The sequence below is a fragment of the Devosia sp. MC521 genome, from assembly GCF_014127105.1.
GTDB lineage: Bacteria > Pseudomonadota > Alphaproteobacteria > Rhizobiales > Devosiaceae > Devosia.
This window is the reverse complement of sequence record NZ_CP059902.1, coordinates 3,265,370-3,288,755: the sequence shown is the minus strand read 5'-3', so window position 1 is coordinate 3,288,755 and position 23,386 is coordinate 3,265,370. Positions and strand designations below refer to the sequence as shown.

Here is a 23,386-nt window from a genome sequence, read left to right as displayed (position 1 = left end):
GCCGGGCCTTTCTTTTGCGCCTAGCGCCGAGCCGTCACCCAGAGCCATTGCGTTGGCAGATTGTCGTAGCCGCTTCCAACTTCTGACTGCAGCTGAAGATCGGCCCAAGACGCGGCATCGCGATAATGAGCGAGTAGGGTGTCCGCGCTCGGATAGTTGTAATAGCGCCCGAAGCTATCGCGCCCCTCGCCATTCCCCGCTTTGAAGCTGGCAACGAACAGGCCGCCGGGCTTCAGTGCGCGATGAATGCGCGATAGGTCGTCGGTGAGCTCCGAGGCTGGTGCATGCAAAAGACAAGCGCATGCCCACACTGCGTCGTATTGAGAGACATCCTCAAGCGCGTCGAAGGCCAAAATGCGGACCGGGTGGTTAAGGCGCGCCTCTGCATGGGCGGCCAACTCCGCAGAGGCGTCCGTCGGCGTGACGTCGAACCCTCGTTGAAGCAAGAATTCAGCGTCCCGGCCGCTGCCCGTCCCCAATTCGAGAATTTTGGCCTGCGGGGGCAGAAGTTGAGCAAAGGCACGCAAATGCGACGAGGGCTCGTCCTGCCCATTTTCCACATAGTCGGCAGCATTCGCTGCATAGAAATCTAACGTGTTATTGTCGACCATTGGGCTACCCAAAAAGAAACAGCCCGAGCGTTAGCCCGGGCTGGATACAGTGCCTTGGTGTGAGGATTACTCAACGAGGCCCTTGTTGACCACTGCGCCGCCTTCAACCAAGAAGTAGTTGATAGCGCCGGCTACGTCACCTACCGCGTCGAACTCTACGGTGCCGGAAGCACCTTCGTAGTTGATGTCGGTACCCGCTGCGATGAGTTCCTTAGCCTTGGCCCATTCGCCCGGCAGGATGACTTCGCCTGGAGCGTTTGCGACATCGCGCAGGGCAGCGGAGATGCCGTTACGATCAGCTGCGCCCGACTTTTCGATTGCCAGTGCCAGCAGGAAGACGGCGTCATACGAGTTGGTCACATAGGTGCCGTTGACGTCCTGTCCTGCAGCCTTGGTGAGGGCATCAAGTGCGTCAAACGATGGGCCAGCCGCCGCAGCAGCCTGCGTCAGGATCATGCCTTCGAGATCTGCTGCGTTGCGCGAAGACAGCAGCGCTTCACCGGCCATACCGTCGCCACCCATGAACTGGGTGAAGGAGCCAGCTTCGATTGCCTGGTTGAGGATTGCGCCGCCGCCAGCATTTTCGTAGCCATAGATGACCAATGTGGTCGCGCCCGAGGCTTCAATCTGACCGATTTCTGGACGGTAGTCGGCCTTGCCGTCTTCGTGAGCGACATTGGACAGAACCTTGCCGCCACCAGCAACGAACGCGTCAGCGAATGCGCCAGCAAGACCCGAGCCGTAATCGTTGTTGACGTAGGTTAGGCCGACTTCCTTGGTGCCCTGTGCCAGCAGAAGCTCTGCAGCCTTCACGCCTTGGATGCTATCCGGGACAACGTCACGGAACACCAGATCATTGTCGTCGAGCTCTGCGACCGCAGGTGCAGTCGACGCTGGCGAAATCATGACGACATTGCCTGGAATTGCCGAGCCATTAGCACCAGCAATCGTTGCGCCGGAGCAGAAGCCACCGAAGATGGCGACGACGTTTTCAGCGTTGACCAAGCGGTCGGCGGCAGGACCAGCCGCGCCACCGTCACATGCGGAGTCTGCGAGCACCGACACCAGAGTGTCGCCACCCAGAATGCCGCCCTGATCATTTACGTTTGTGATGGCTAGATTGGCAGCATCAACCATGCCCGGTGCAAAGCCGGCGATCGGGCCTGTGATGTCTGCCAGGAAACCGATCTTCACGTCGTCTGCCAAAACTGGCGCGGCGGCAAGCAAGGTGGCGGCAGCGACTGCCAGGCTCAAAGATTTTTTCAGCATTGTTATCCCTCTTATGGTTGCGCCAGAGACCTTTGCATCAGTCCCTCCCTACGGCGCGGCACCTTTAGGGGGCGCGTCATACGCCCCGCTGAGTAAAGTCTTGCATAGAACTGAGGGAAAAGTCACCGGTATTTAGACGAGCATTTCATAAGCTCGTTCGGTTGCTTAACGTGGCCCCGTTCGGCATAAGTTGAGCCTTACAAGACGGAGTACAGGCCGCTATGCATAGACAGGCGATAACGGGGCTATTCTTGGCGGCGATGACGATCTCGGCGCAGGCTCAGTTTAGCGTGTTGAACGATGGGGCCGCGCCCAGTGAAGCGACCCCGTCAACGGTGGAGAGTGTTGCGCTTCCTGCCTGCGGCACCCAGCCGATCGCCATGGCTAAAATGGGTTGGCCCTCTGCTGCACTTTTGGCTGAGGTTCATGCCAATATTTTGCGGGAGGCATATGACTGCGATGTGCAGTTTGTTCAGGGCGATTTAGCAGCGACGGCCTCCAGCATGGGCGCAGCAGCTTTGCCAACAGTTGCTCCCGAGATGTGGGTCAGCCGTATTGCCGAGGTGTGGAACAGCGCAATGGACAGCCAATTGGTGCGTTCGGCAGCGCCCAGCTACGACACGCAGAGCTTTGAAGGCTGGTTTATGCCGACCCAAACGGCGCAGTTGTTCACTGGCGCCCCCAATCTTGCCAATCTGGCAGAAGCGATCCCGCTTTTGTCCTCCGGCGAAAAAATCCCGTTTATCTCGTGCCCGGTTGACTGGGCGTGCTCGATCATCAATCGCAATCTGATTGAGGCGCTTGGGCTTGGATCACTGGTCGAGGTGGTGGAGCCCGCCAATCGGTTCGAAATGGATAAGTTGATCGCTGAAGCGGTGAACAAACGCGATGCTTTTCTCTTTTACTACTGGCAGCCAAATCCGGTTCTGGCTCAGCTCGATTTCACCCCTGTGGATATGGGGGCATATGACGAGGCTGCGGCTAAATGTCTGGCGTCATTGAACTGTGCGCTGCCAAAGCCATCCGCCTTCGCGCCCGAGACAGTTGTTATTGCGCTTTCTGAAAATCTCGTGGTGAATTCGCCCCTTATTGCGGGATATTTTCAAAGAGCGACGCTCTCATTGAAAGAAATGGACGCAATGTTGGCCGAGTTGAGCCAGCCTGGGGCAAGCGAGGAAGCTGTCGCAGCGCAGTTTGTCGAGCGAAATCAATCGATATGGCGTGCTTGGGTTAGCCCGGAAGAGATCCGCTAATCGCGGCAAATGACAGTTGCATGACAGCTTCGCCTTTTGTGCTAGTTGCGTACCGGTGCGTACACCGATTATAACCAACCGTCGCTAGTGCTGGTTTAGGGAGACGAGCCTTGGAATTGAAGCGTATTAACGATCACGTCAGTGTATCGGGACAGATACAGCCGGAAGACGTGACGACGCTGAAAAGCCTTGGTTTCACGACGATTATCAACAATCGTCCAGATGGGGAATCGCCGGATCAACCGGCTGGAGCTGAAATCGAAGCAGCCGCAAATGCTGCCGGGCTCACCTATGTTTCTATTCCACTCGGCCGTGACGGGGTAAGCCCGGAACTGATCGAAAACACCAAGTCTGCGCTTGAGGGGAGCGAAGGCAAGGTATTCTGTTTCTGCCGCTCGGGTACGCGTTCTACAACGCTCTGGGCTCTTTCGCGCGCTGGTGAGGAGCCAGCCGAAGAGATCATCGCTCAGGCAGCAGAAGCAGGCTATGACATGAGCCATCTGGCTGGTTACCTCAGCCAATCTTAGAAACTTACGACGGTTGGGCGGGCAACCGTTCATTCCGTCGATTACTGAGCCGACCTCACCGTGAGGAATACGCCCCTCTAGCTCGGGTTTAAATCGATGCCAATCAAGAAGATCCTCGTCGCCAATCGCAGCGAGATTGCAATCCGTGTGTTCCGCGCGGCAAACGAACTTGGGCTTAAGACCGTCGCGGTCTATGCCGAAGAGGATAAACTCGCGCTGCACCGGTTCAAGGCTGACGAAGCCTATCTGATCGGTAAGGGGAAAGGCCCGGTTGAGGCCTATCTGCAGATCGACGAGTATATTCGTGTCGCTAAGGCCTCGGGTGCGGATGCAATCCACCCCGGTTATGGTCTTCTCTCGGAAAGCCCAGAATTCGTTGACGCTTGCGAAGCCGCTGGCATTACCTTTATTGGCCCGCGCGCGCAGACCATGCGCGATCTCGGCAATAAGGTCGCCGCGCGCAATATGGCGATCAAGGCCAATGTTCCGGTTGTCCCGGCCACTGACGCGCTTCCAGACGATATGGACGAAGTAAAGCGTATGGCGGCCGAGATCGGCTACCCGCTGATGCTTAAGGCGTCGTGGGGTGGCGGTGGTCGCGGCATGCGCCGCATCATGGACGAAAGCACCCTTATTGCTGAAGTCTCGGAAGGCAAGCGCGAAGCCAAGGCCGCGTTCGGCAAGGATGAGATGTATCTCGAAAAGCTGATCGAGCGTGCGCGTCACGTCGAAGTTCAGCTGATCGGTGACGATCACGGCAATCTTGTGCATCTTTACGAGCGCGACTGCTCGGTGCAGCGCCGCAACCAGAAGGTTGTGGAGCGCGCTCCTGCACCATATCTTTCGGAAGAAGTTCGTGCCGAGCTGACTGGTGCGGCTGTGCGCCTCGGCAATGAAGCGAACTATCGTGGTGCCGGTACAGTCGAATTCCTTATGGATGCCGACACCAACAAGTTCTACTTCATTGAAGTGAACCCACGCATCCAAGTCGAGCACACTGTCACTGAAGAAGTGACCGGCATCGACATCGTCAAGGCGCAGATCCATCTGCTCGATGGCGCTGTGATCGGTACGCCAGAATCGGGTGTGCCGCTGCAGGAAGACATTCGTCTTAACGGCAATGCCATCCAGTGCCGCGTTACCACTGAAGATCCAGAACAGAACTTTATTCCAGACTATGGCCGCATCACTGCATACCGCGGTGCGACCGGTTTTGGTGTGCGTTTGGATGGTGGTACGGCCTATGCTGGCGCGATCATCACCCGCTATTATGATCCGCTCTTGGAAAAGGTCACCTGCTGGGCACCGTCCGCAGATGAAGCCATTGCCCGTATGCACCGCGCGTTGCGCGAGTTCCGTATTCGTGGCGTGTCGACCAACCTGGCCTTCCTCGAGAACATCATCACCCACACCGACTTCGTCGAGAACCGCTACACCACGCGCTTCATCGATACGACGCCGGATCTGTTCAATTTCAAGCCGCGCAAGGACCGTGCGACCAAGCTTTTGACCTACATCGCCGATGTGACGGTCAATGGTCACCCGGAAGTGCGTGATCGTCCGCGTCCGCCTGCTGCTGCGGCGGCGCCGTTTGTGCCCGAATTCCCGGAACTGACTGCAATCGAAGGCTCGCGTCAGGTTCTTGATCGCGATGGCCCGGCTGGTCTTGCCCAGTGGATGAAGGATCAGAAGCGGGTTCTCTTCACCGACACGACCATGCGTGACGCGCACCAGAGCTTGCTGGCAACGCGTATGCGCAGCTTTGACATCACGCGTATTGCTGAAGCCTATTCGCGTGGCTTGCCAAACCTGTTCTCGCTTGAATGCTGGGGTGGCGCGACATTCGACGTGTCGATGCGCTTCCTCAACGAAGATCCGTGGGAGCGTCTGGCCAAGGTTCGCGCTGGTGCGCCGAACATTCTGACCCAGATGCTGCTGCGCGGCAGCAACGGCGTTGGCTACACCAACTATCCAGACAACGTCGTAAAGTTCTTCGTCGCGCAGGCGGCTAAGGGCGGCGTTGATATCTTCCGCGTCTTCGATTGCCTCAACTGGGTCGAAAACATGCGCGTGTCGATGGATGCGGTGCTGGAAGCCAATAAGGTCTGTGAAGGCGTTATTTGCTACACCGGCGATATGCTCGATCCAGATCGCGCGAAGTACGACCTTAAGTATTACGTCAATCTGGCCAAGGAATTGGAAGCCGCTGGCGCCCATGTTCTTGGTTTGAAGGACATGGCGGGCCTCCTGCGTCCGGCAGCAGCCAAGAAGCTGATTGCAACGCTGAAGGAAGAAATCGGTCTGCCGATCCACCTGCATACTCACGACACTTCGGGCGCGGCCTCCGCAACCGTTCTGGCAGCTGTAGATGCGGGTGTTGACGCGGTTGACGCGGCGATGGACGCCCTTTCGGGCACGACCTCGCAGCCGACCCTTGGTTCGCTGGTTGCCGCGCTTGCTGATACCGACAAGGATCCGCAGCTCGACGCTAAGGCGATCCGTCAGCTTTCCTTCTACTGGGAAGCCGTGCGCACGCAGTACCGTGCCTTCGAGAGCGATCTCAAGGGCGGCGCTTCGGAAGTCTATCTGCACGAAATGCCGGGCGGTCAGTTCACCAACCTCAAGGAACAGGCGCGTTCGCTTGGTCTTGAAACCCGCTGGCACGAAGTGGCGCAGACCTATGCTGACGTGAACCAGATGTTCGGTGACATTGTGAAGGTGACGCCATCTTCCAAGGTTGTCGGCGATATGGCTCTGGCTATGGTTTCGGCTGGTATTTCGCGGTCAGACGTCGAAAATCCAGACAAGGACATCGCCTTCCCGGATTCCGTTGTCGGCTTCTTTGCTGGTGACCTTGGTCAGCCTCCTGGCGGGTTCCCGCAGGCACTGCAGAAGAAGGTTCTCAAGGGCAAGACCGCGCTCACCGAGCGTCCGGGTTCCTACCTCAAGGATGTTGATCTGGAAGCCGAGCGTAAGAAGGTTTCGGAAGAGGTCGGCATGCCGATCGATGACTTCCGTCTTGCCTCTTACCTCATGTATCCAAAGGTCTATTCGGACTTTGAAAAGACCCAGGATCGTTATGGTCCAACTGAAGTTCTGCCGACCCCGGTTTACTTCTACGGTCTGAACGAAGGCGATGAGCTGCTGATTGACATCGAACAGGGCAAGACCCTCGTTGTGAACTATCAGGGCCGTGCGGAGACCAACGAAAAGGGCGAAGTACGTGTGTTCTTCGACCTCAACGGTCAGCCGCGTACCATCACCGTACCGGATCGTCTGAAGGCCGGTGAAATCAAGGTTCGCGCTAAGGCTGTTGCCGGCGATCCGAAGCAGGTTGGCGCTCCGATGCCGGGCGTGATCTCGACCCTAGCGGTTAAGGAAGGTCAGAAGGTTTCGGCTGGCGACGTTCTCTGCTCGATCGAAGCGATGAAGATGGAAACCGCCATCCACGCTGAAGTGGATGGGGTTGTCGCTGAGCTTCTGATTAAGCCGGGCGACCAGATTGACGCTAAGGACCTTCTGGTTCGCCTCGACTAAGCTTGGAAGGCCCCGCTTAACGCGGGGCTTTCTTTTTGTTCAGCTGTTGGCGCTGTGCCCGCCAGCAACGAATCCGGACCAGTCGCCTCGGCGCTCTTGAGGGCCTGCTGAGCGCGCATCAAAGCTTGGGTGTAGGTTTCGTCCACCCCGATTTCTACAATCCCCACACTGATGGTCATGGCACCGAGATCATCGTCGCTGCAGAAGTTGTGGTCTCGCAGCGTCGCTTTGAAAGCTTTCAGCGTGTCGATCCCAATTGCCAGTTTGGTTCGGGGGAGGAGAATTAAAAATTCCTCGCCATCAAAGCGGCCCGTGAGATTGGCGCGACGGATATTACGGGCGAGCACGTAGCCGAAATCCGCTAATATTCTGTCGCCCTCTTCATAACCTTGGCGTTGGTTGAAGCGGCGGAAGTTGTCGATGTCAAAGATCGCCAAACAGCTGGGTAAACCAGTGCTCTGCTTGAGCATTTCCTCGGATTGCTGATGGAAGGCGCGGCGTGAGAGGACCCGTGTCAGGCGGTCTCTGTCGCGATCATCGGTCATATAGTTCACGGTGTCGTAGATACAGGCGCATAGCACTGCGATGGCGACCGCCGATCCAAAGGCAGCAAGGCACAATTGCAAGGTGAACCAATAGGACGAGATCATGAAATCGTCCGGCTCCATCTGCAGGCCGAAGCCGGCGGTCAGAATAGTGCGCGGGAAAAAGTGAAGTCCGAAAAGCAGTAAGCTCCAGAACAGCAGCTTTTCGGTGAACACTGCATGGCGAGCGGGCATGGCAGTTAAGGCCGTAATGATCAGGATCAGCCCGGCCGAGAAATTGAGAAGATAGATGCGCGCCAACTGGTTCGGGTTCACATAAGTGAAGAACCAAGTCTGTAGGGCAAGGATGATCACTACAGGGATCATAACGCGGTAGGGCGGTTGCCGACCGATGCGCTTGGCAAGTCCTGCACAGAACAGGAAACCCGCTATGACGTAGAGAATATTGGCCGGGAGGCCCGTCTCTGTTTCGTTAAGCGCATCAATGATTTGGGTGAGCATGCCAAGGCTGAACGTGCCAGCGGTGGCCGCAAATATCAGCAGATGAATATGCTGTCGATTTTGAAAATAGAGAACTAAAAAAATAACGGCGAAAGCCGAAAGTGTAGCAGGTCCAGCAAGGCTAAAAGTAAAATTCGTAATCTGTCGATCCATTAGGAGCACCATTTCACGCATAAATTATTCTTACGCGGATTATGTGCTTCCTGTCACGGCAAAAAACTAAACTTGTAACTCTGCTGGACTATGCCTTTGATTCATCGGCGCTTGGCTGTCCCGTCGATGGTCGGGCCATGCTTGCCGGCGTAGACCTTTGCAGGGACCGGCATGCGCGAGACGATCCAGCTAACCATCAGAGGGATAAGGACAAAATCGTCCACCCAGCCGATAAAGGGCAGGACATCGGGGATGATGTCAAAGGGGTTGATGAGGTAGAAGGCTGTAAACAGCGTTGCCGCTTTGAGATAAAGCGGCGTCTCGCGTGCCCAGAATGCTTTCCAGAGCTGCGCGACTTCTTTGCGGAACAGGATCAGACGGGGGAGGAGGAGGTTCATCATGACCCATAAATGGGGGATGATTGCTCCCGTTCAAGACTTGTCGGTGATCACAAAGTTCACGGGTTCTTGAGCGCTGATTTATAACGCAAATTTTTACCGATACGTACGGTTTTGGCGTTTTGGCCGCTATTGGCCTTTTTGTGGCACTTGGCTGGCACTTCTGGGCGGCTCATTGGGCGCGGCCTTGGCATAGCGGCGTATCGCGCCCCTCGAGAGGCACGGTTGCACACTTGCGTTGAGCGTCACGCCATTGTTGAGTTGCCAGTGCATGGTGGAAGGCCTATTTGCGTAGGCAAGAGTATCTTCGGGGAAGAATATGTCCGGTCCAGCGCCGCGTAGGCAGTCTGTTGGTGTCAATGTCGGTGGCGTTATGGTTGGCGGCGGGGCTCCCGTCGTGGTCCAATCCATGACCAATACCGATACGGCCGACATCGATGCGACCGTAAAGCAGGTCATGCAGCTGGCGCGCGCTGGCTCTGAGATCGTGCGCATCACCGTCGATCGCGACGAGAGCGCGGCAGCGGTTCCTGAAATTCGTGATCGTCTTCTGACCATGGGCTATGATGTGCCGCTGGTCGGGGATTTTCACTATATCGGCCATAAGCTCCTCACCGATCACCCGGCCTGTGCGCAGGCTTTGGCCAAGTATCGCATCAATCCGGGCAATGTGGGTTTCAAAGCCAAGCGCGATACCCAGTTTGCCACACTGATTGAGATCGCGAATAAATACGACAAGCCGGTGCGCATCGGCGTCAATTGGGGCTCGCTCGACGAAGAGCTGCTGACGCGGTTGATGGATGATAACGCCAATTCGGCTCAGCCGATCTCGGCTGCGGCTGTGCAGCGCGAGGCGATCATCCAGTCTGCTCTGCTTTCTGCGGCGCGGGCTGAAGAGCTCGGGATGCCGCGCAATAAGATCTTGCTCTCGACCAAGGTGTCGGATGTGCAGCATCTGATCGCGGTCTATCAGGATTTGGCGGCACGCTGCGACTATGCCTTGCACCTTGGTCTGACCGAGGCCGGTATGGGCTCTAAGGGCATTGTGGCTTCCTCGGCGGCCCTCGGAATTTTACTGCAGCAAGGGATTGGCGACACCATTCGCATTTCGCTGACGCCGGAGCCGGGTGGCGATCGGACGACGGAAGTGAAGGTGGCGCAGGAACTCTTGCAGACCATGGGCTTCCGTCAGTTCTTGCCGGTTGTGGCGGCGTGTCCGGGGTGCGGGCGCACCACGTCTTCGACCTTCCAGACACTTGCCATGGAAATCCAGACGCACCTTAACGACTCCATGCCTGCGTGGCGCGAGCGCTATCCCGGTGTAGAAACGCTTTCGGTCGCGGTGATGGGCTGCATCGTCAATGGTCCGGGCGAGAGCAAGCACGCTAATATTGGTATTTCGCTGCCCGGTACCGGGGAAACACCAGCGGCGCCGGTTTTTGTCGATGGCGCGAAGGTGGCAACGCTGCGCGGTGCCGATGTGGCCGATCAGTTTAAGGCTATGGTCGCTGATTATATTGAAAAGAAGTTCGGCACAGGCCGTCAGGATGCGGCTGAATGAGTGAACGCAATGTACGGCGACTGTTCTGGTTCGCCATGCTGATCATCGTGCTCAGCGCTTTAAAATTCACCGGGCATTTGAATTGAAAAAGGGGCGCTGAGCGCCCCTTTTGTTTGTTTGGCTTGGCGTGCGCCTTAGATCAGGCCTTCGGCCTTGAGCGTAGCCAGAACGGCTGGGCGGGCGCCAACGGCGGCCATCAGTGCGCCAACGCGTGGGAAGGCTTCAAAGTCGAGGAACTGGCGGCCCCAGTTGATGACTGTGAAGGCATAAGCGTCCGCCTGGGTGAAGTCACCGAGGAAATATGGGCTGGCGTCGGTGAGCGTTGCTTCGATCTGGCCAACACGACGGTTGATTTCACCGATAACGGCGGCCTTTTCTTCGTCCGACAGATTTGGCTTGAACAGGCCACCGAAAGCCTTGTGCGTGTCGCCAATGATGCCGAGTGCTTCCTGCAGACGCGCGCGTTCGATCGAGCCGTAAGCAGGCTTGAAAGCGGCGATGTCGGAGTTGTCGCCGAGATACTGCAGAATTGCAGGGCCCTGCGAAATAACGGTGCCTGGAGCCACTTCGAGCGCCGGAACAGCACCACGTGGGTTCAGCGCGAGAAAATCAGCGCCGCTTTCGGTTGTCTTGGCGCGCAGGTCGACTTTTTCAATGCTGAAAGTGCCGCCGATTTCGTTCAGAACAATATGCGAAGCCAGCGAGCAAGCGCCTGGCGTATAAAACAGCTTCATTTGATACCTAACCCAGAACTACGCCGTCCTTAGACGGCGCAGCATAGGTAGGTGATTAATCTGTATTCAGCCAGATGCTGCGACAGTTTGATCGAGAAATTACGCGTTACCTTCAGTCCACTCGGGGAGTGGGAAAATGCGGTCATAGGCCCAGTTAAAGACCAGCGCGTAAATCATGTAGAAAATGGCGAGGGCCAGATCCATGATGAAGGCGTCGAGTAGCGAAATCTGCAGATACCAGGCGATGGGTGGCAGCATGATTGCGAGCAGGCCGACTTCAAAGAAGATCGCGTGAAAGACGCGGATCAGCTTGGTCTTTTCGGTTGTGCCCCGGAAGCGCTGCATGCCGTGGTCGAACATCAAGTTATAGATGTAGTTCCACAGCATAGCGACGGTGGCGCTGGCGATAACGATAACCATCGAATCGCCGCCCTCCAAATGGAAGGCGAAGGCCGCGAGCGGGGTCGCGAGCAAAATGCCGATGAGCTCGAAAGAGATGGCGTGGCGGATACGATCACGTGTGGTGCGCATGGATGACCCCATGGTTATCCGGGCCGTCCCGGTACACAAACCAAACTGGAAGAGGTCGTCCTCTTGAGCTGCCGATATAGGAGGATTGCGACATATTGGCAAGTTTTGGCCGGGCAGGGCCGATATGCGCGAGGGGGAGGGAACCTTCTTAAAGGGGCTCGATGAGCGCGAAAATGCCCGATGGGACGGGGGATTTTGCGCCCATGTCTGGCACAGAATAGCGCGCGATCTCGCGCATGGCGTCAGCGGGTCGGGTGGATCGATACGGATCGCCGATCAGAACTTGCGTGCCGGTTTGGGCAAGGGCTTGAAGGAGCGGCAGGACGGCTGCGGCGCTGTCCTCGTCATAAAAGACATCGCCCGCGACGACGATGTCGGTGTGGAGCAAGGTTGGGACGAGGGTGAGGGCAACGCCATTGGCCTCGGCGTTAAGCGTGGTTGCCACTTGCGCCAATGGATCTGGGTCTAGGGCGAAGACCGCAGCGGCGCCCAGCTTGGCAGCGGCTATGCCCACCAGGCCTGAGCCCGAGCCGAGATCGAGAACAGTTTTACCAGCAACCAACTCCGGATGGGCTTTGAGATGAAGGGCCAGCGCGGCCCCGCCAGCCCATGCATAGGCCCAATAGGGTGCGGCTGGGTGGCCATTGGCCTCAAGCCAAGCGGCGAGGCCGCTATGGGCATTGGCCTGATGCAGAACAATCTCGGGCCAGAGGCTCAAAGGCTGAAGCGGAAGCTTTTGCGCAATGAACTGCTCTGGGCTCATCGCGTTACTCAGGCAATTGGGCCGCATCGACCCAATTGCTGCCGCAGAGCTCGGCGAGGCGTTCGACGGACAGGCGCACCGAGGAATGGGTGCTGCCGCCTGCGGGGATGACCACGTCATAAATCTTGAGCGAGGTATCGAGGTAGATTTTGAGTGGCGCGGGCAGGCCGAAGGGGCAGACGCCGCCAACCTGATGGGAGGTGAGACGAAGCACGTCTTCAGCACCCAACATGCGCGGACGGCCGCCAAAGGCGGTTTTGGACTTTTGGTTGTCGAGCCGGGCATCGCCGCGCGTGACCAGCAAAAACTCTTCGTCTTTGACTTTGATGCAGAGCGTTTTGGCGATCTGTCCGGGTTCAACGCCATGGACTTCGGCGGCTAGCTGAACAGTTGCAGTGGAGTCTTCGGTGACGATGACGGCAAGGTCTGGGGCGCGGGCGGCGAGGTCCGCTTGGACAGATTCAAGGCTCATGGAAAACTCAGAATAGTCGGTTCAAATTGGTTTCGTATGTTTCGCGCGTCTTTTCCCGCAGTGGCGTGGTGAGAGCGCGACGCATGAAATCGTCGGGGATGAGGGCAACACCATCATAACCCATGATTTCGGCGGTGGTGATTCTTTCGCCAGAGTAGGGGGTGATGGTGACACCCATGCCTGCTTGCACGGTTCCCGGGGTGATCACACGGCAATAAGCGCCGGAGCGGCGGGCTTTTTGGAAGCTTTTGACCCAAGCAGGATTGCCCATGCGGGCCGAAAAGGTGCGGCAAGGCTTGCGGTAATAGGTCACCTCAAGAACGAGCTCGCCAATGGTGAAGCGATCGCCAATGGCACAGGTGAGGCTATCGGTGCCCGAGAGGGTGAAGTTTTCGCCAAAGAGGCCGGGCTCGGTGGCGATGCCTTGGCCTTCCCAGAAAATATAGTCTTCCTGGAAATAGACGTAGATCGCCTGATCGGCGCCGCCGTGGTGGCGGCGGTCGGCGATGATGTCTGTGGCAATGCCTTCGCGGGTGATGGCGACGGGGCCTTCTACCGGAAGCTTATAGATGCCCGTCAGCGTCTGGGTGCCGGGAATGTTGCGCGGGACGCCGACATTGACGCTGAGGAGCTGAGCCAAGTTATTTCTCCCGCGAGGCAAAATAGCGGGCGGTGGCGCGTAGGCCGTCGGCCTTGGGGCCAAAGGTGCGCAGGCACCCAACCGCTTCATTGACGATTTGCGCCAGCGTCTCGCGCGCGCCATCGACGCCCAGACGAGCGACGAGGGTTTGCTTATTTTTATCGGCGTCCTTGCCCGTGGCCTTGCCCATGGTTTCTGCGGTGGCTGTGACGTCTAAAATGTCGTCGGCAAGCTGGAAGGCGCGGCCTGCCGCTTCGGCATAGGCTGTGAGGGCGGAGAGAGCGCGCGGTTCAGCACCACCGAGAATCGCGCCCATGCGGACGGAGGCGCGAATGAGCGCGCCGGTCTTCATCGCCTGCATGGTGGAAATCTCATCCGGGGTGAAGCCGCCCTTTTCCCCTTCGATGTCGCGCATCTGCCCGCCAACCATGCCGCCAGCACCAGCGCCGGAGGCGAGCTCGGTGACAAGGCGAATGCGCACCGTAGGGTCTGCGTGGCAGGCTTCATCGGCCAGCATGGAAAAGGCGTGGGTGAGGAGCGCGTCGCCCGCCAGAATCGCTGTGGCGTCGTCATAGGCCTTGTGGACCGTGGGGCGGCCGCGACGCATGTCGTCATTGTCCATGGCGGGCAGATCGTCGTGGATCAGCGAATAGCAATGGATCATCTCAACAGCGAGACCCGCGCTCAGCGTCGCCTCTTTGGGCACGGAGAAAATGGCTGCGGCCTGACGCACCAGCAGCGGGCGCAGGCGCTTGCCGCCTTCGAGTGCGCCGTGGCGCATGGCCTCAACCAGGCGATCGGCAGGAAGACCCGGTCCACTCAGCTGAGTGGCCGTTAGATATTGCGAGAGGCCGGCTTCAACGGCGCGGGCGCAATCAGCGCTATCGGCAGAAAAATCGTACATGGCTCGTTGCTAGCCCGAAGGGGGAAATACAGCAAGAGGCCGGGATGGCACGGGTTTGCAGGACCGAGAGGTTCTTTTAAAGAGGGGGAATGTCCAAAGGCATCAAATCACTCTTTAGAGCCCTCAAAATACCGATGATCATTCTCGGGGTGTTGATCGCCATTCCCGTGGTGATGACGCCGATCTATTTGGTGGTGCCGCCCATTTCGGTGCCGATGATGGTGCGCGGGGTGACGGGGCAACCGGTGACGCGGGTGTGGCGCGATATCGACGATATTTCCGACCGCTTGAAGGCCGCGGTGATCCTTTCCGAGGACGGGCAGTTCTGTCGGCACTGGGGGGTCGACATGAGCGCCCTGAGAATCGAGATCGACAATTACTTTGCTGGCAAACCCACCCGCGGCGCTTCGACGCTGACCATGCAGGTGGCGCGCAATCTCTTCCTTTGGAATGGGCAGAGCGCGGTGCGCAAAGCGCTCGAGGTGCCGCTGGCGATGTATATCGATCTGGTCATGCCCAAAAAGCGGATCATGGAGATCTATCTCAATATCGCCGAATGGGGACCGGACGGGGAATTTGGTGTGGCAGCGGGCGCTAACCGGGCTTTTGGGCGGGAGCCGCAGAATCTGGACTGGCGGACGGCGAGCCTTTTGGCGGTGACACTGCCCAATCCGATCGTGCGCAATCCGGCCAATCCTAATCGCGGACTCAGCCGCGTGGCGGGGATTGTGCAGCAGCGTGCCCAAGAATATGGGGCCCGGGCGTCCTGTGTGGGGCAGGGCGGGCAGCTCTCACTTTAGTGCAAAGGCCCGTGTTTTGAGTCAGAAACCCCTAGCCAAGGGTGGTTTTCTGATCTATAGACCGCACCAATCCTGACAGAGATAATCTCTCTGGGCCGCTAGTTGGCGGCACAACGATATTGAATTCGGAGTTCCGACCATGGCAGTGCCAAAACGCAAAACTTCGCCAATGAAGCGCGGTTTCCGCCGCTCGCATGACGCGATTGCAAACCCAACCTATGTCGAAGACAAGGATTCGGGCGAGCTTCGCCGTCCGCACCACGTTGATCTCAAGACCGGCATGTACCGCGGTCGCCAGATTCTCGCGGTCAAGGGCTAAGCCGAAAGGCGGTTTGGCGCAGATGCGCTAGATTTGATATTAAACGGTCGATCCAGTGATGGGTCGGCCGTTTTTGTTTACCCCCACCGCCACAAGAAGCGGTGTTTGCAAACAGTTTGGAGAAGGCAAATGAGCACGCGCGTCGAATCGGACACCATGGGCACAATCGAGGTTCCGACCGATAAGTATTATGGGGCACAGACGGCGCGTAGCCTGATGAACTTCGATATCGGCGGGGAAAAGATGCCCGTCGAAATCATCCGTGCCTTCGGCATTCTGAAAAAGGCGGCGGCGCTGGCCAACCACAAGCTGGGCCTGATGGATGCGGCAACGCGCGACCTCGTGGTTGCTGCTGCCGATGAAGTGATCGAAGGCAAGCTCGCGGACCACTTCCCGCTCGTTGTCTGGCAGACCGGCTCGGGCACGCAGTCCAATATGAACGTCAATGAAGTGATCTCGAACCGCGCCATTGAAATGGCGGGCGGCGTCATGGGCTCCAAGAAGCCTGTGCACCCGAACGATCACGTCAATATGAGCCAGAGCTCGAACGACACCTATCCAACTGCCATGCATATCGCGGCGGTGGAAGCGGTTGAGAACTATCTCTACGAACGCGTCGAACTGCTGCGCAACACGCTCAATGCCAAGTCTGAAGAGTTCATGGATGTGGTCAAGATCGGCCGCACGCACTTGCAGGACGCGACCCCGCTGACGCTGGGTCAGGAAATCTCGGGCTGGGTGGCGCAGATCGACTATGCGCTCGACGCCATCAAGAAGACCATGCCGCAGCTCAAGGAGGTGGCGCTGGGCGGGACCGCTGTTGGGACCGGGCTTAACGCCCATCCAGACTATGCCGTGACGGTGGCGGCGGAAATCGCGACGCTGACCGGGCATGACTTTGTCACTGGCCCGAACAAGTTCGCGTTGCTCGCGGGGCACGACGCTTTTGTTGGCACCTCTGGCGCGCTCAAGCAGCTGGCTGTCGCCTTCATGAAGATCGCCAATGACGTGCGTTGGTTGGCTTCGGGTCCACGCTCGGGTCTTGGTGAAATCACCATTCCAGAGAACGAGCCAGGCTCCTCGATCATGCCAGGCAAGGTGAACCCGACTCAGTCGGAAGCCATGACCATGGTTGTGGCGCAGGTGATGGGCAATGACGCGGCGATTGGCTTTGCGGCTTCGCAGGGCAATTTCGAGCTCAACGTCTTTAAGCCCGTGATCGCTTACAACTTCCTGCAGTCGGTGCGTCTGCTGGCGGATGCGGCCAAGTCGTTCAACGACAATTGCGCCATCGGCATTGAGCCAGATCACAAGCGCATCAAGCAGCTGGTTGATCAGTCGCTGATGCTGGTGACAGCGCTCAATCGCAAGATTGGCTATGACAATGCGGCCAAGATCGCCAAGACCGCCCACAAGAACGGCTCCACCCTACGTGAAACCGCGATTGAACTGGGTCTGCTCACCGGCGAAGAGTTCGACGCTGAAGTGAAGCCAGAACAGATGGTCGGCCCGCTCAAGCGCTGACTTTTAGATTTTTGCATCCGGGCTTGCACAAGCATCCGGATGTGGGGGATCGAAAAAATGCCGCTCCGTAAGGGGCGGCATTTTGTATTTAGGGCATGGGGTAGGGCGTGACGAAGGGCATGATGTCGACGCCACTGCCGGGGAAGATGGCAAAATGCGGGTGGTCAGCAAAAATGGCTGCGGCGGCATCAATCGTTTCGGCCTCGACAACGATATAGCCGCAGATGTCATTTTTGGCCGGAGCAATGCCGGAGCCGGACGCCCGCAGGGTGCCTCCCACCATGCCGCCCTTATCAACGATCATGGCCGCATGGGTCTCCTCCCAAGCTTCCCACGCCGGGAGCCCCTGATCGTCCACGGCGTTCTGCTCTTCCTCAGGGCGTTCGCGGAAGCGATCGAGGTCTTCTGGAGTCATCGTGTAGACTGCTAGAAAGTGAGGCATTCTGGCCTCCTCAGCTTGGTTTGGATGCGTGATGCTAGGGCGGTCAACGCAAGTTGTCACGCAAACAAAAATGCCGCCCGGAGGCGGCATCGTTCAGTTTAGGCGCGCATTGGCTTGAGCGCTGCGGCCCATTTGGCCAGTTCGTTGAGCTGAAGCGTCATCCCATCAATCATGGGCTGGTTTGGCGTAAACACGCCATCCTGCATGAACTGCGGGAACATCGGCACGGGCACCACCTGCGGGATGGCGTGCACATTGACGTTGCTCAGGAGGGTGCGCAGGGTCTGTGCTGAGCGCAGACCGGCAGAAACGCCGCCATAGCTGACCACGCCCGCGCATTTATAGGCCCACTCGTTCATCAGCACCTGAATGGCGTTGATGGTGACCGCGGGGGTGAAGAAATCATATTCCGGGGTCACGAAAATGAAGGCATCGGCCGAGCCGACGATGGCCGACCAGTTCTTGGTGTGCTCGAAGGCGTAGGTCTGCACGCGCGGGTGGGTGGCTTCATCGAGGAACGGCAGGTTCACTTCAGCCAGATCGACAATCTCGACATTGAATTGGCCGTGGGCAATGGCGCTTTCAGCAACCCAAGCAGCAATTTTGGGGCAGACACGACCGGGGCGGGTGCTGCCGATGATGATTTTAAGATTAAGCGACAAAAAACTCGTCCGTTCAGGAGATCGGATAGAAGGATAGGGGGATTGAAACTGCGATATGGCCGGGCGGGGGAGCGAGGACAAGAGAGCTCAGCCTGCGACAAGAGCGCACTGTTTGAAGGAGCCGTTCCAATTGGGGAAGGAGACGGTAAGTGCGGTTTCGGGCTTTCAGACCTCGGTCAGAGCGCATTAGGGTTAGGGCGACGCAGAACCAGAGTTTGTTGCTATGACCACTCCCTCTTCCCGCCCTATGGCCAAGACCAGCCTCAAATGGTCGATGATCGAAGAAGATCTTTCGATTGCAGACAAGTTCCGTCTGGTCGCTGATCTTGGTTTTGATGGGGTTGAGCTGGACGCGCCCAATGATCTGCCGCAGGCGGAAGTGCTGGCAGGACGCGATGCGACCGGCGTGGCCATTCCGGGCGTGATCAATTCGGCCCATTGGCCGACCCCGCTTACCGACCCTGATCCTGCGGTGCGTGACGCCTGCGTTGCAGCGAGCATTGAAGGCATGAAGCAGGCCAAGGCCTATGGCGCGGAAACCATGTTGCTGGTGCCCGGCGTGGTCAATGACAAGACCAGCTATGCGGCCGCTTATGACCGCGCTGTTGAAGGCATTGATCGCCTTCTGCCGCATGCCGAAGAGATCGGCATCAAGATCGCGCTTGAAAACGTCTGGAACAATTTCCTTTTGAGCCCGCTCGAAGCCGCACATCTGATTGATGGTTTTGAGAACGACCATCTGGGCTGGTATTTCGATATCGGCAATGTGCTGCGCTATGGCAATCCATGCGACTGGATTGAAGCGCTCGGCACACGCATCATGCGCCTCGATGTCAAGGAATATAGCCTTGCCAAGATGAACGCCGAAGGCCCGTGGAAGGGCTTTGAGGTGGAGCTGGGCGAGGGTGATGTGGATTGGGCGGCGGTGAACGCCAGCCTTGCCAAGATCGGTTATTCCGGCTGGGCTTCGGTTGAAATGCCGGGCGGCGACCGCAACCATCTCGCCGATATGAAGGCACGGTTTGATCGCCTGATCACGCTTTAATCGCTGGCCTCTCAAAAAGAAAACCCCGCTGTCGGGGCGGGGTTTTGTTTTAGGCGGCAGTGGCCTTGTTTTAGGCGGCAGTGGCTTTGCTGAGGAAGCGTTTGAGATTGTTGAGGCCATGCTCGCAGCCAAACAGGGTTGGATCGCCCCCTTCATATTCAAGCGAGACAAAACCATCATAGCCGGAGGCGATGACCGCGTCGGCAAGGGCCTGAATGTCGAGATCGCCATAGCCCAGAACAGAGCCGCGTATGAACTCGCCGCCCGCTGTTTTCAGCCAACCCGGACCGGGCTCGGCTTGGCGCATATAGAAATCTTTGAAGTGGACGAAGCTGGCGAGGGGCAAGGTGCGGTTGGTGGCGACATAGGGATTGTCGTCAACGCAAAGGAAATTGCCGACATCGACGGTGAGCTTGAAATTGGGGTGGTTGACCAGATGATGGAGACGCGTCAGGCGCTCGGCTGAAACCATGACGAAGCCATGGTTTTCAACGCTGGTGACGACATTTTTGCTGGCGCCATATTCGGCAATCTCGCGGCAGGCCTCGGCGAGGATGGGATAGGCATCTTCAATGGCCTGAGTGTCGGCCAGACGATTGCCCCAAATGACGATGTCATGGCGCAAATAGTTGACGCCGAACCGCGCGCAAAGATCAACGTAGCGTTTTACTTTGGCGATCTCCTCGGCGCGATTTTCGCCCAACATGTCTGCGCCGAGGCAGAAGCCGGAGATCGGAATGCCGGTGCGCTCAACGGCGGCTTCCAGTTCGCGAAGGGTTTTTTCATCGCTGGCAAGATCATAGGTCGAGCCTTCGCCGGGTGGTGCGAAGCTGAAGGTTGCGATTTCCAGGTGCTCGGCGCCATTTGCGCTGAGCCAATCGAACAGGCCATCGACGCTTATGCTGCCGTTCGCGAGCAGGGGGAGGAAGCTATAAGAGGACATACCGATCTTCATCAGCGCGCTCCGGGAATAGAAATTATCGCATTAGTTTCAGTTGGCTACTTTACATCGAGTTTGCACAATTGATACCAATTTCATACCAGCGTTTTGATGGAATTCGTTTCATGTCTTCTTTCTCCACCGACGTCGTCATCATCGGTAGCGGCCCCAATGGGAGCGCCTATGCGCGCGTGATCCGCAACAATTGGCCTGAAGCCCGCATCGTGATGGTGGAGGCTGGCCCTCAAATCCTTCCGGAAGTGGGCGGGCACCTCGACAACGTGCTGGATTTGGAAAAGCGCGCTGAGCTGGAAACGCTGGCGCAGGGCGCCGATCGCAGCCGTCGCCTGTCGATTTCCAAGGAAGAATGGGAAGCCCGTCGCGCGGGTGGTTTCGATGCCTCGCTGCTGCGCCGCTCGGGCCTGTTCATCGCCAATGAGGGCGATGATGGTCAGGGCCTGTTCGCAGGCTTTTCGGCGGCAAACGTCGGTGGCATGGGCACAAAGTGGTCGACCGGCACACCAACGCCATCGGAGGCAGAACGCGTCCCGTTCATTGCGAACGATGTGTTTGACGCGGCTGTCGCCGACGCTGAAATGCTGCTGGGCACCAATAAGGACCCGCGCGCTGGCGACGCAGTTGCTGCGCAGCTGCGCGAGCGCCTTGGGGCGGAATTTAATCCGGGCCGGAACGAAGACCGCACCGTGCGCCCAATGCCGCTGGCGGCAACGCCAAAGGACGGCGATCTGTTCTACCACGGCACCGATGTGATCCTTGGCGATCTGGTTAAAGAGCCAAAGGAACGCTTCCAGATTTTGGCGGAAACCATTTGCCGCCGCGTCATTCATGAAAATGGCCACGCAACTGGCGTTGAATTGGTCCGCGCTGGCGAGAGCGAAAGCTTCGTTATTACGGCCGCCACCGTGGTGGTTGCCGCCGATTCGCTGCACACGCCGCAGATCCTTTTTGCCTCGGGCATTCGCCCAGCGGCGCTGGGGCGCTATATCAACGACCACTACATGATCTCCCAGATTGCTGAGTTCCAGAGCAAAGAGCCTATGCGGGCGATGAACTGGATCCCAGCGACCAAGGATTTCCCCTTCTCGGTGACGATTGCCCAGACCAGCCTGAGCAGCATGCCGGTCAATGAAGAGTTTTCGGGCTATCCAGTGGGCATGGGCGTGTTTGTGCCGGCCGATGTCGACGCGAACAATCGCATTGAGTTTGACGAGAACAATCTCGATTGGCACGGCCTGCCGTCGATCTCGATCAAGTGGCAGCAATCGGCAGCGGATCTGGCGCGTATCGAATATGCCAAGGAAACCGCCTTGCGCATTGCCAATATCATTGGTCGTTCAGCGCCGGGCTTTGCCACCATCCAACTGCCAGTGGGCAGCTCGCTGCACTATCAGGGCACGATCCGCATGGGCGAGGCCAATGACGGTACCAGCGTTTGCGACGCCACCAGCAAGGTGTGGGATTTTGACAATCTCTATGTCGCGGGCAATGGCGTGATCCCAACCATGACCGCAACCAACCCCACATTGTACTCGGTGGCGCTGTCCACTTTGGGCGCGCGTCAGATTGCTGCCGCTCGTCGCACGCTTTAACTTTTCGGGAGACCCTTCATGACCGCAACACCGCTTAAAGTACTGGTGGTTGGACTAGGCCAAATGGGTCGTAGCCATGCATTGGCCTATCATAGCCACGAGGGCTTTGAGATTGTGGGACTGGTGAACCGCTCGGCGCCGAGCAATCTGCCGGAGGAGCTGGCCTCTTATCCGCTGCGTACCGACTACGCAGCGGCACTGGCTGAGTTCAAGCCGGACGTCGTTTCGATTGCAACGCATACCAATACCCATGCTGACTATGCCGTAGCGGCGATGGCAGCGGGCGCGCATGTGTTCGTGGAAAAGCCGCTGGCGGCAACGGTCGCGGATGCGCGTCGCGTGGTGGCGGCGGCCGAGCAGTACAAGCGCAAGCTGGTGGTGGGCTATATTCTGCGTCACCACCCGTCGTGGACGACGCTGATCGAGCAGGCCCGCAAGCTCGGTGGGCCTTATGTGTTCCGCATGAACCTCAACCAGCAGTCGAGTGGGGCGGCTTGGGACATTCACCGTTCCATCATGCAGACCACGTCGCCCATCGTTGATTGTGGCGTGCACTATGTCGACGTCATGTGCCAGATCACCGATGCCACCCCGGTGGAGGTGCGTGGCATGGGCGTGCCGCTGGCCAAGGGTCTGCCGGAAGGCATGTATAATTACGGCCACTTCCAGGTGCTGTTCGATGATGGGAGCGTGGGCTGGTATGAGGCGGGCTGGGGCCCGATGATGTCGGAAACCGCGTTCTTTGTGAAAGACGTGATCTCGGCCAATGGCTCGGTGTCCATCGTCATGGATCAGGGCGCGGCCTCGGCCGATATCAATGCGCACACCCAGACCTCGCGCATTTTGGTGCATCACGCAGGGCTCGATGCGGACAACAAGCCGCTCAAGGCCGACGAGTGGCTCGATATGCATGGGGAGCCGGACCATCAGGGGCTGTGTGATCGCGAGCAGGATTATCTCTATCGCGCGATCACGGAAGACTATGATCTGACGCGCCATATGAATGACGCGGTGGCTTCGCTCAACATCTGCATTGCTGCAGACGAGAGCGTGCGGACCGGCCAGCCGATCAAGCTCTAAGGCTTTTGGCGGGAGGGGCATGGTGTCCCTTCCGCTTTTTTGTGCGTGCTAACCGCGACGGGCGGCGTCGATGGCGGCGACGTCGATTTTCTTCATGGTCATCATGGCTTCAAAGGCGCGGCGGGCTTCGTCCCCGCCCGCTTGCATGGCTTGGGTGAGGGTGTCGGGCGTGATCTGCCAAGAGACGCCCCAACGATCCTTGCACCAGCCGCACATGCTCTCCTCGCCGCCATTGCTGGTGATTGCATTCCAATAGCGGTCAGTCTCTTCCTGGTCCTTGGTGGACACTTGCATGGAAAAGGCTTCCGAGTGCTTGAAGGTGGACCCGCCATTGATGCCGATGCAGGGAATACCCATGACCGTAAACTCGACGGTGAGAACGGCACCGGCTTTGGTCGATGGATTGTCGGCGGGGGCACTGCGGACGGCGTGGATATGGGTGTCGGGGAAGGTGGCCGCATAAAATTGGGCCGCTTGCTCTGCCTCGGTATCGTACCAGATGCAGACAGTATTTTTTGGAGTCGTCATTGTCGTCTCCTCCTGCCGGAATGGCGTTTGTAGGCTA

At 58.1% G+C, this 23,386-nt stretch carries 24 protein-coding genes; 10 read left to right on the top strand and 14 right to left on the bottom strand.

From position 1 onward, the window contains the following. Nucleotides 1-20: 20 nt before the first annotated feature. Nucleotides 21-611, bottom strand: coding sequence for a class I SAM-dependent methyltransferase (locus tag H4N61_RS15900; protein WP_182394454.1), 591 nt, complete (start codon nt 609-611; stop codon nt 21-23). A gap of 66 nt (nt 612-677) precedes the next feature. Continuing rightward, nucleotides 678-1,880 (bottom strand): ABC transporter substrate-binding protein, encoded by a 1,203-nt coding sequence (locus H4N61_RS15895; protein WP_182394453.1) that lies wholly within the window; start codon nt 1,878-1,880, stop codon nt 678-680. A gap of 221 nt (nt 1,881-2,101) precedes the next feature. On the opposite strand from H4N61_RS15895, the gene H4N61_RS15890 reads away from it, so the two are divergent. The 3 genes from H4N61_RS15890 to pyc all read left to right on the top strand — a co-directional run bounded on the left by H4N61_RS15890 (nt 2,102) and on the right by pyc (nt 7,197). Further along, a complete protein-coding gene (locus H4N61_RS15890) occupies nt 2,102-3,133 on the top strand; it encodes a glycine betaine ABC transporter substrate-binding protein (protein ID WP_182394452.1) in 1,032 nt (343 codons plus the stop codon). A gap of 110 nt (nt 3,134-3,243) precedes the next feature. After that, the gene (locus H4N61_RS15885; RefSeq protein WP_169195559.1) at nt 3,244-3,660 is read left to right on the top strand and encodes a TIGR01244 family sulfur transferase; all 417 of its coding nucleotides are present in this window, start codon (nt 3,244-3,246) and stop codon (nt 3,658-3,660) included. Nucleotides 3,661-3,756: 96 nt separating this feature from the next. Then, nucleotides 3,757-7,197 carry a pyruvate carboxylase gene (gene pyc / locus H4N61_RS15880; RefSeq protein WP_169195558.1) on the top strand — a complete coding sequence of 1,147 codons (3,441 nt, stop codon included), beginning with the start codon at nt 3,757-3,759 and terminating at the stop codon, nt 7,195-7,197. Here pyc and H4N61_RS15875 read toward each other — a convergent pair. After that, nucleotides 7,194-8,417 carry a GGDEF domain-containing protein gene (locus H4N61_RS15875; RefSeq protein WP_182394451.1) on the bottom strand — a complete coding sequence of 408 codons (1,224 nt, stop codon included), beginning with the start codon at nt 8,415-8,417 and terminating at the stop codon, nt 7,194-7,196. The genes pyc and H4N61_RS15875 overlap by 4 nt on opposite strands. 80 nt (nt 8,418-8,497) lie before the next feature. Beyond that, nucleotides 8,498-8,797, bottom strand: a complete 300-nt coding sequence (locus tag H4N61_RS15870) for a DUF1232 domain-containing protein (protein WP_182394450.1) — start codon at nt 8,795-8,797, stop codon at nt 8,498-8,500. A 316-nt stretch (nt 8,798-9,113) separates the two neighbouring features. Between H4N61_RS15870 and ispG the strand changes: the two genes are divergently transcribed. Continuing rightward, nucleotides 9,114-10,355, top strand: a complete 1,242-nt coding sequence (gene ispG / locus H4N61_RS15865; protein ID WP_182394449.1) for a flavodoxin-dependent (E)-4-hydroxy-3-methylbut-2-enyl-diphosphate synthase — start codon at nt 9,114-9,116, stop codon at nt 10,353-10,355. Nucleotides 10,356-10,489: 134 nt separating this feature from the next. Here ispG and H4N61_RS15860 read toward each other — a convergent pair whose 3' ends face one another. The 6 genes from H4N61_RS15860 to H4N61_RS15835 all read right to left on the bottom strand — a co-directional run bounded on the left by H4N61_RS15860 (nt 10,490) and on the right by H4N61_RS15835 (nt 14,399). Then, nucleotides 10,490-11,089, bottom strand: coding sequence for a glutathione binding-like protein (locus H4N61_RS15860; protein WP_182394448.1), 600 nt, complete (start codon nt 11,087-11,089; stop codon nt 10,490-10,492). A 99-nt stretch (nt 11,090-11,188) separates the two neighbouring features. Next, entirely contained in the window at nt 11,189-11,620 is a 432-nt protein-coding gene (locus tag H4N61_RS15855) for a PACE efflux transporter (RefSeq protein ID WP_169195553.1), read from the bottom strand. 148 nt (nt 11,621-11,768) lie between these two features. Further along, a complete protein-coding gene (locus H4N61_RS15850; protein ID WP_182394447.1) occupies nt 11,769-12,383 on the bottom strand; it encodes a 50S ribosomal protein L11 methyltransferase in 615 nt (204 codons plus the stop codon). A gap of 4 nt (nt 12,384-12,387) precedes the next feature. Then, nucleotides 12,388-12,855, bottom strand: coding sequence for a YbaK/EbsC family protein (locus H4N61_RS15845; protein WP_182394446.1), 468 nt, complete (start codon nt 12,853-12,855; stop codon nt 12,388-12,390). 7 nt (nt 12,856-12,862) lie between these two features. Beyond that, nucleotides 12,863-13,495, bottom strand: a complete 633-nt coding sequence (locus H4N61_RS15840) for an MOSC domain-containing protein (RefSeq protein ID WP_182394445.1) — start codon at nt 13,493-13,495, stop codon at nt 12,863-12,865. 1 nt (nt 13,496) lies between these two features. Next, the gene (locus H4N61_RS15835) at nt 13,497-14,399 is read right to left on the bottom strand and encodes a polyprenyl synthetase family protein (protein ID WP_182394444.1); all 903 of its coding nucleotides are present in this window, start codon (nt 14,397-14,399) and stop codon (nt 13,497-13,499) included. An 89-nt stretch (nt 14,400-14,488) separates the two neighbouring features. On the opposite strand from H4N61_RS15835, the gene H4N61_RS15830 reads away from it, so the two are divergent. The 3 genes from H4N61_RS15830 to fumC all read left to right on the top strand — a co-directional run bounded on the left by H4N61_RS15830 (nt 14,489) and on the right by fumC (nt 17,042). After that, nucleotides 14,489-15,199 carry a transglycosylase domain-containing protein gene (locus H4N61_RS15830; RefSeq protein ID WP_182394443.1) on the top strand — a complete coding sequence of 237 codons (711 nt, stop codon included), beginning with the start codon at nt 14,489-14,491 and terminating at the stop codon, nt 15,197-15,199. A 139-nt stretch (nt 15,200-15,338) separates the two neighbouring features. Continuing rightward, nucleotides 15,339-15,518 (top strand): 50S ribosomal protein L32, encoded by a 180-nt coding sequence (gene rpmF / locus H4N61_RS15825; protein WP_169195547.1) that lies wholly within the window; start codon nt 15,339-15,341, stop codon nt 15,516-15,518. A 129-nt stretch (nt 15,519-15,647) separates the two neighbouring features. Beyond that, nucleotides 15,648-17,042 carry a class II fumarate hydratase gene (gene fumC / locus H4N61_RS15820; protein ID WP_182394442.1) on the top strand — a complete coding sequence of 465 codons (1,395 nt, stop codon included), beginning with the start codon at nt 15,648-15,650 and terminating at the stop codon, nt 17,040-17,042. 88 nt (nt 17,043-17,130) lie between these two features. On the opposite strand, the gene H4N61_RS15815 is transcribed toward fumC, so the two are convergent. Beyond that, complete coding sequence (locus H4N61_RS15815; protein WP_182394441.1) at nt 17,131-17,484, bottom strand: hypothetical protein; 354 nt, start codon at nt 17,482-17,484, stop codon at nt 17,131-17,133. 98 nt (nt 17,485-17,582) lie between these two features. Next, nucleotides 17,583-18,146: an NAD(P)H-dependent oxidoreductase gene (locus H4N61_RS15810; RefSeq protein ID WP_169195544.1), complete on the bottom strand. Its 564-nt coding sequence runs from the start codon at nt 18,144-18,146 to the stop codon at nt 17,583-17,585. A 223-nt stretch (nt 18,147-18,369) separates the two neighbouring features. Between H4N61_RS15810 and H4N61_RS15805 the strand changes: the two genes are divergently transcribed. After that, on the top strand, nt 18,370-19,191 hold the full coding sequence (locus H4N61_RS15805; RefSeq protein ID WP_248305996.1) for a sugar phosphate isomerase/epimerase family protein: 822 nt from the start codon (nt 18,370-18,372) through the stop codon (nt 19,189-19,191). A 70-nt stretch (nt 19,192-19,261) separates the two neighbouring features. On the opposite strand, the gene H4N61_RS15800 is transcribed toward H4N61_RS15805, so the two are convergent. Then, the gene (locus H4N61_RS15800; RefSeq protein WP_169195543.1) at nt 19,262-20,146 is read right to left on the bottom strand and encodes a sugar phosphate isomerase/epimerase family protein; all 885 of its coding nucleotides are present in this window, start codon (nt 20,144-20,146) and stop codon (nt 19,262-19,264) included. A gap of 110 nt (nt 20,147-20,256) precedes the next feature. Here H4N61_RS15800 and H4N61_RS15795 point away from each other — a divergent pair, with 110 nt between their 5' ends. Together H4N61_RS15795 and H4N61_RS15790 are read left to right on the top strand one after the other, a co-directional pair. After that, the gene (locus H4N61_RS15795; protein WP_182394440.1) at nt 20,257-21,741 is read left to right on the top strand and encodes a GMC oxidoreductase; all 1,485 of its coding nucleotides are present in this window, start codon (nt 20,257-20,259) and stop codon (nt 21,739-21,741) included. An 18-nt stretch (nt 21,742-21,759) separates the two neighbouring features. Next, on the top strand, nt 21,760-22,821 hold the full coding sequence (locus tag H4N61_RS15790; RefSeq protein ID WP_169195541.1) for a Gfo/Idh/MocA family oxidoreductase: 1,062 nt from the start codon (nt 21,760-21,762) through the stop codon (nt 22,819-22,821). A 48-nt stretch (nt 22,822-22,869) separates the two neighbouring features. Here the strand turns inward: H4N61_RS15790 and H4N61_RS15785 are convergent, their stop codons facing one another. Then, nucleotides 22,870-23,349 (bottom strand): VOC family protein, encoded by a 480-nt coding sequence (locus H4N61_RS15785; RefSeq protein WP_182394439.1) that lies wholly within the window; start codon nt 23,347-23,349, stop codon nt 22,870-22,872. Nucleotides 23,350-23,386: the final 37 nt, after the last annotated feature.

Bases quoted from the DNA above. Each gene is read 5' to 3' on its own strand.
- H4N61_RS15890 (WP_182394452.1), top strand. From the start codon at position 2,102: ATGCATAGACAGGCGATAACGGGGCTATTCTTGGCGGCGATGACGATC.
- H4N61_RS15830 (WP_182394443.1), top strand. From the start codon at position 14,489: ATGTCCAAAGGCATCAAATCACTCTTTAGAGCCCTCAAAATACCGATG.
- fumC (WP_182394442.1), top strand. From the start codon at position 15,648: ATGAGCACGCGCGTCGAATCGGACACCATGGGCACAATCGAGGTTCCG.
- H4N61_RS15805 (WP_248305996.1), top strand. From the start codon at position 18,370: ATGACCACTCCCTCTTCCCGCCCTATGGCCAAGACCAGCCTCAAATGG.
- H4N61_RS15800 (WP_169195543.1), bottom strand. From the start codon at position 20,146: ATGAAGATCGGTATGTCCTCTTATAGCTTCCTCCCCCTGCTCGCGAAC.
- H4N61_RS15860 (WP_182394448.1), bottom strand. From the start codon at position 11,089: ATGAAGCTGTTTTATACGCCAGGCGCTTGCTCGCTGGCTTCGCATATT.
- H4N61_RS15850 (WP_182394447.1), bottom strand. From the start codon at position 12,383: ATGAGCCCAGAGCAGTTCATTGCGCAAAAGCTTCCGCTTCAGCCTTTG.
- H4N61_RS15855 (WP_169195553.1), bottom strand. From the start codon at position 11,620: ATGCGCACCACACGTGATCGTATCCGCCACGCCATCTCTTTCGAGCTC.
- H4N61_RS15900 (WP_182394454.1), bottom strand. From the start codon at position 611: ATGGTCGACAATAACACGTTAGATTTCTATGCAGCGAATGCTGCCGAC.
- ispG (WP_182394449.1), top strand. From the start codon at position 9,114: ATGTCCGGTCCAGCGCCGCGTAGGCAGTCTGTTGGTGTCAATGTCGGT.
- H4N61_RS15835 (WP_182394444.1), bottom strand. From the start codon at position 14,399: ATGTACGATTTTTCTGCCGATAGCGCTGATTGCGCCCGCGCCGTTGAA.
- H4N61_RS15785 (WP_182394439.1), bottom strand. From the start codon at position 23,349: ATGACGACTCCAAAAAATACTGTCTGCATCTGGTACGATACCGAGGCA.
- H4N61_RS15790 (WP_169195541.1), top strand. From the start codon at position 21,760: ATGACCGCAACACCGCTTAAAGTACTGGTGGTTGGACTAGGCCAAATG.
- H4N61_RS15895 (WP_182394453.1), bottom strand. From the start codon at position 1,880: ATGCTGAAAAAATCTTTGAGCCTGGCAGTCGCTGCCGCCACCTTGCTT.
- H4N61_RS15845 (WP_182394446.1), bottom strand. From the start codon at position 12,855: ATGAGCCTTGAATCTGTCCAAGCGGACCTCGCCGCCCGCGCCCCAGAC.
- H4N61_RS15795 (WP_182394440.1), top strand. From the start codon at position 20,257: ATGTCTTCTTTCTCCACCGACGTCGTCATCATCGGTAGCGGCCCCAAT.
- pyc (WP_169195558.1), top strand. From the start codon at position 3,757: ATGCCAATCAAGAAGATCCTCGTCGCCAATCGCAGCGAGATTGCAATC.
- H4N61_RS15870 (WP_182394450.1), bottom strand. From the start codon at position 8,797: ATGATGAACCTCCTCCTCCCCCGTCTGATCCTGTTCCGCAAAGAAGTC.
- H4N61_RS15875 (WP_182394451.1), bottom strand. From the start codon at position 8,417: ATGCGTGAAATGGTGCTCCTAATGGATCGACAGATTACGAATTTTACT.
- H4N61_RS15815 (WP_182394441.1), bottom strand. From the start codon at position 17,484: ATGCCTCACTTTCTAGCAGTCTACACGATGACTCCAGAAGACCTCGAT.
- rpmF (WP_169195547.1), top strand. From the start codon at position 15,339: ATGGCAGTGCCAAAACGCAAAACTTCGCCAATGAAGCGCGGTTTCCGC.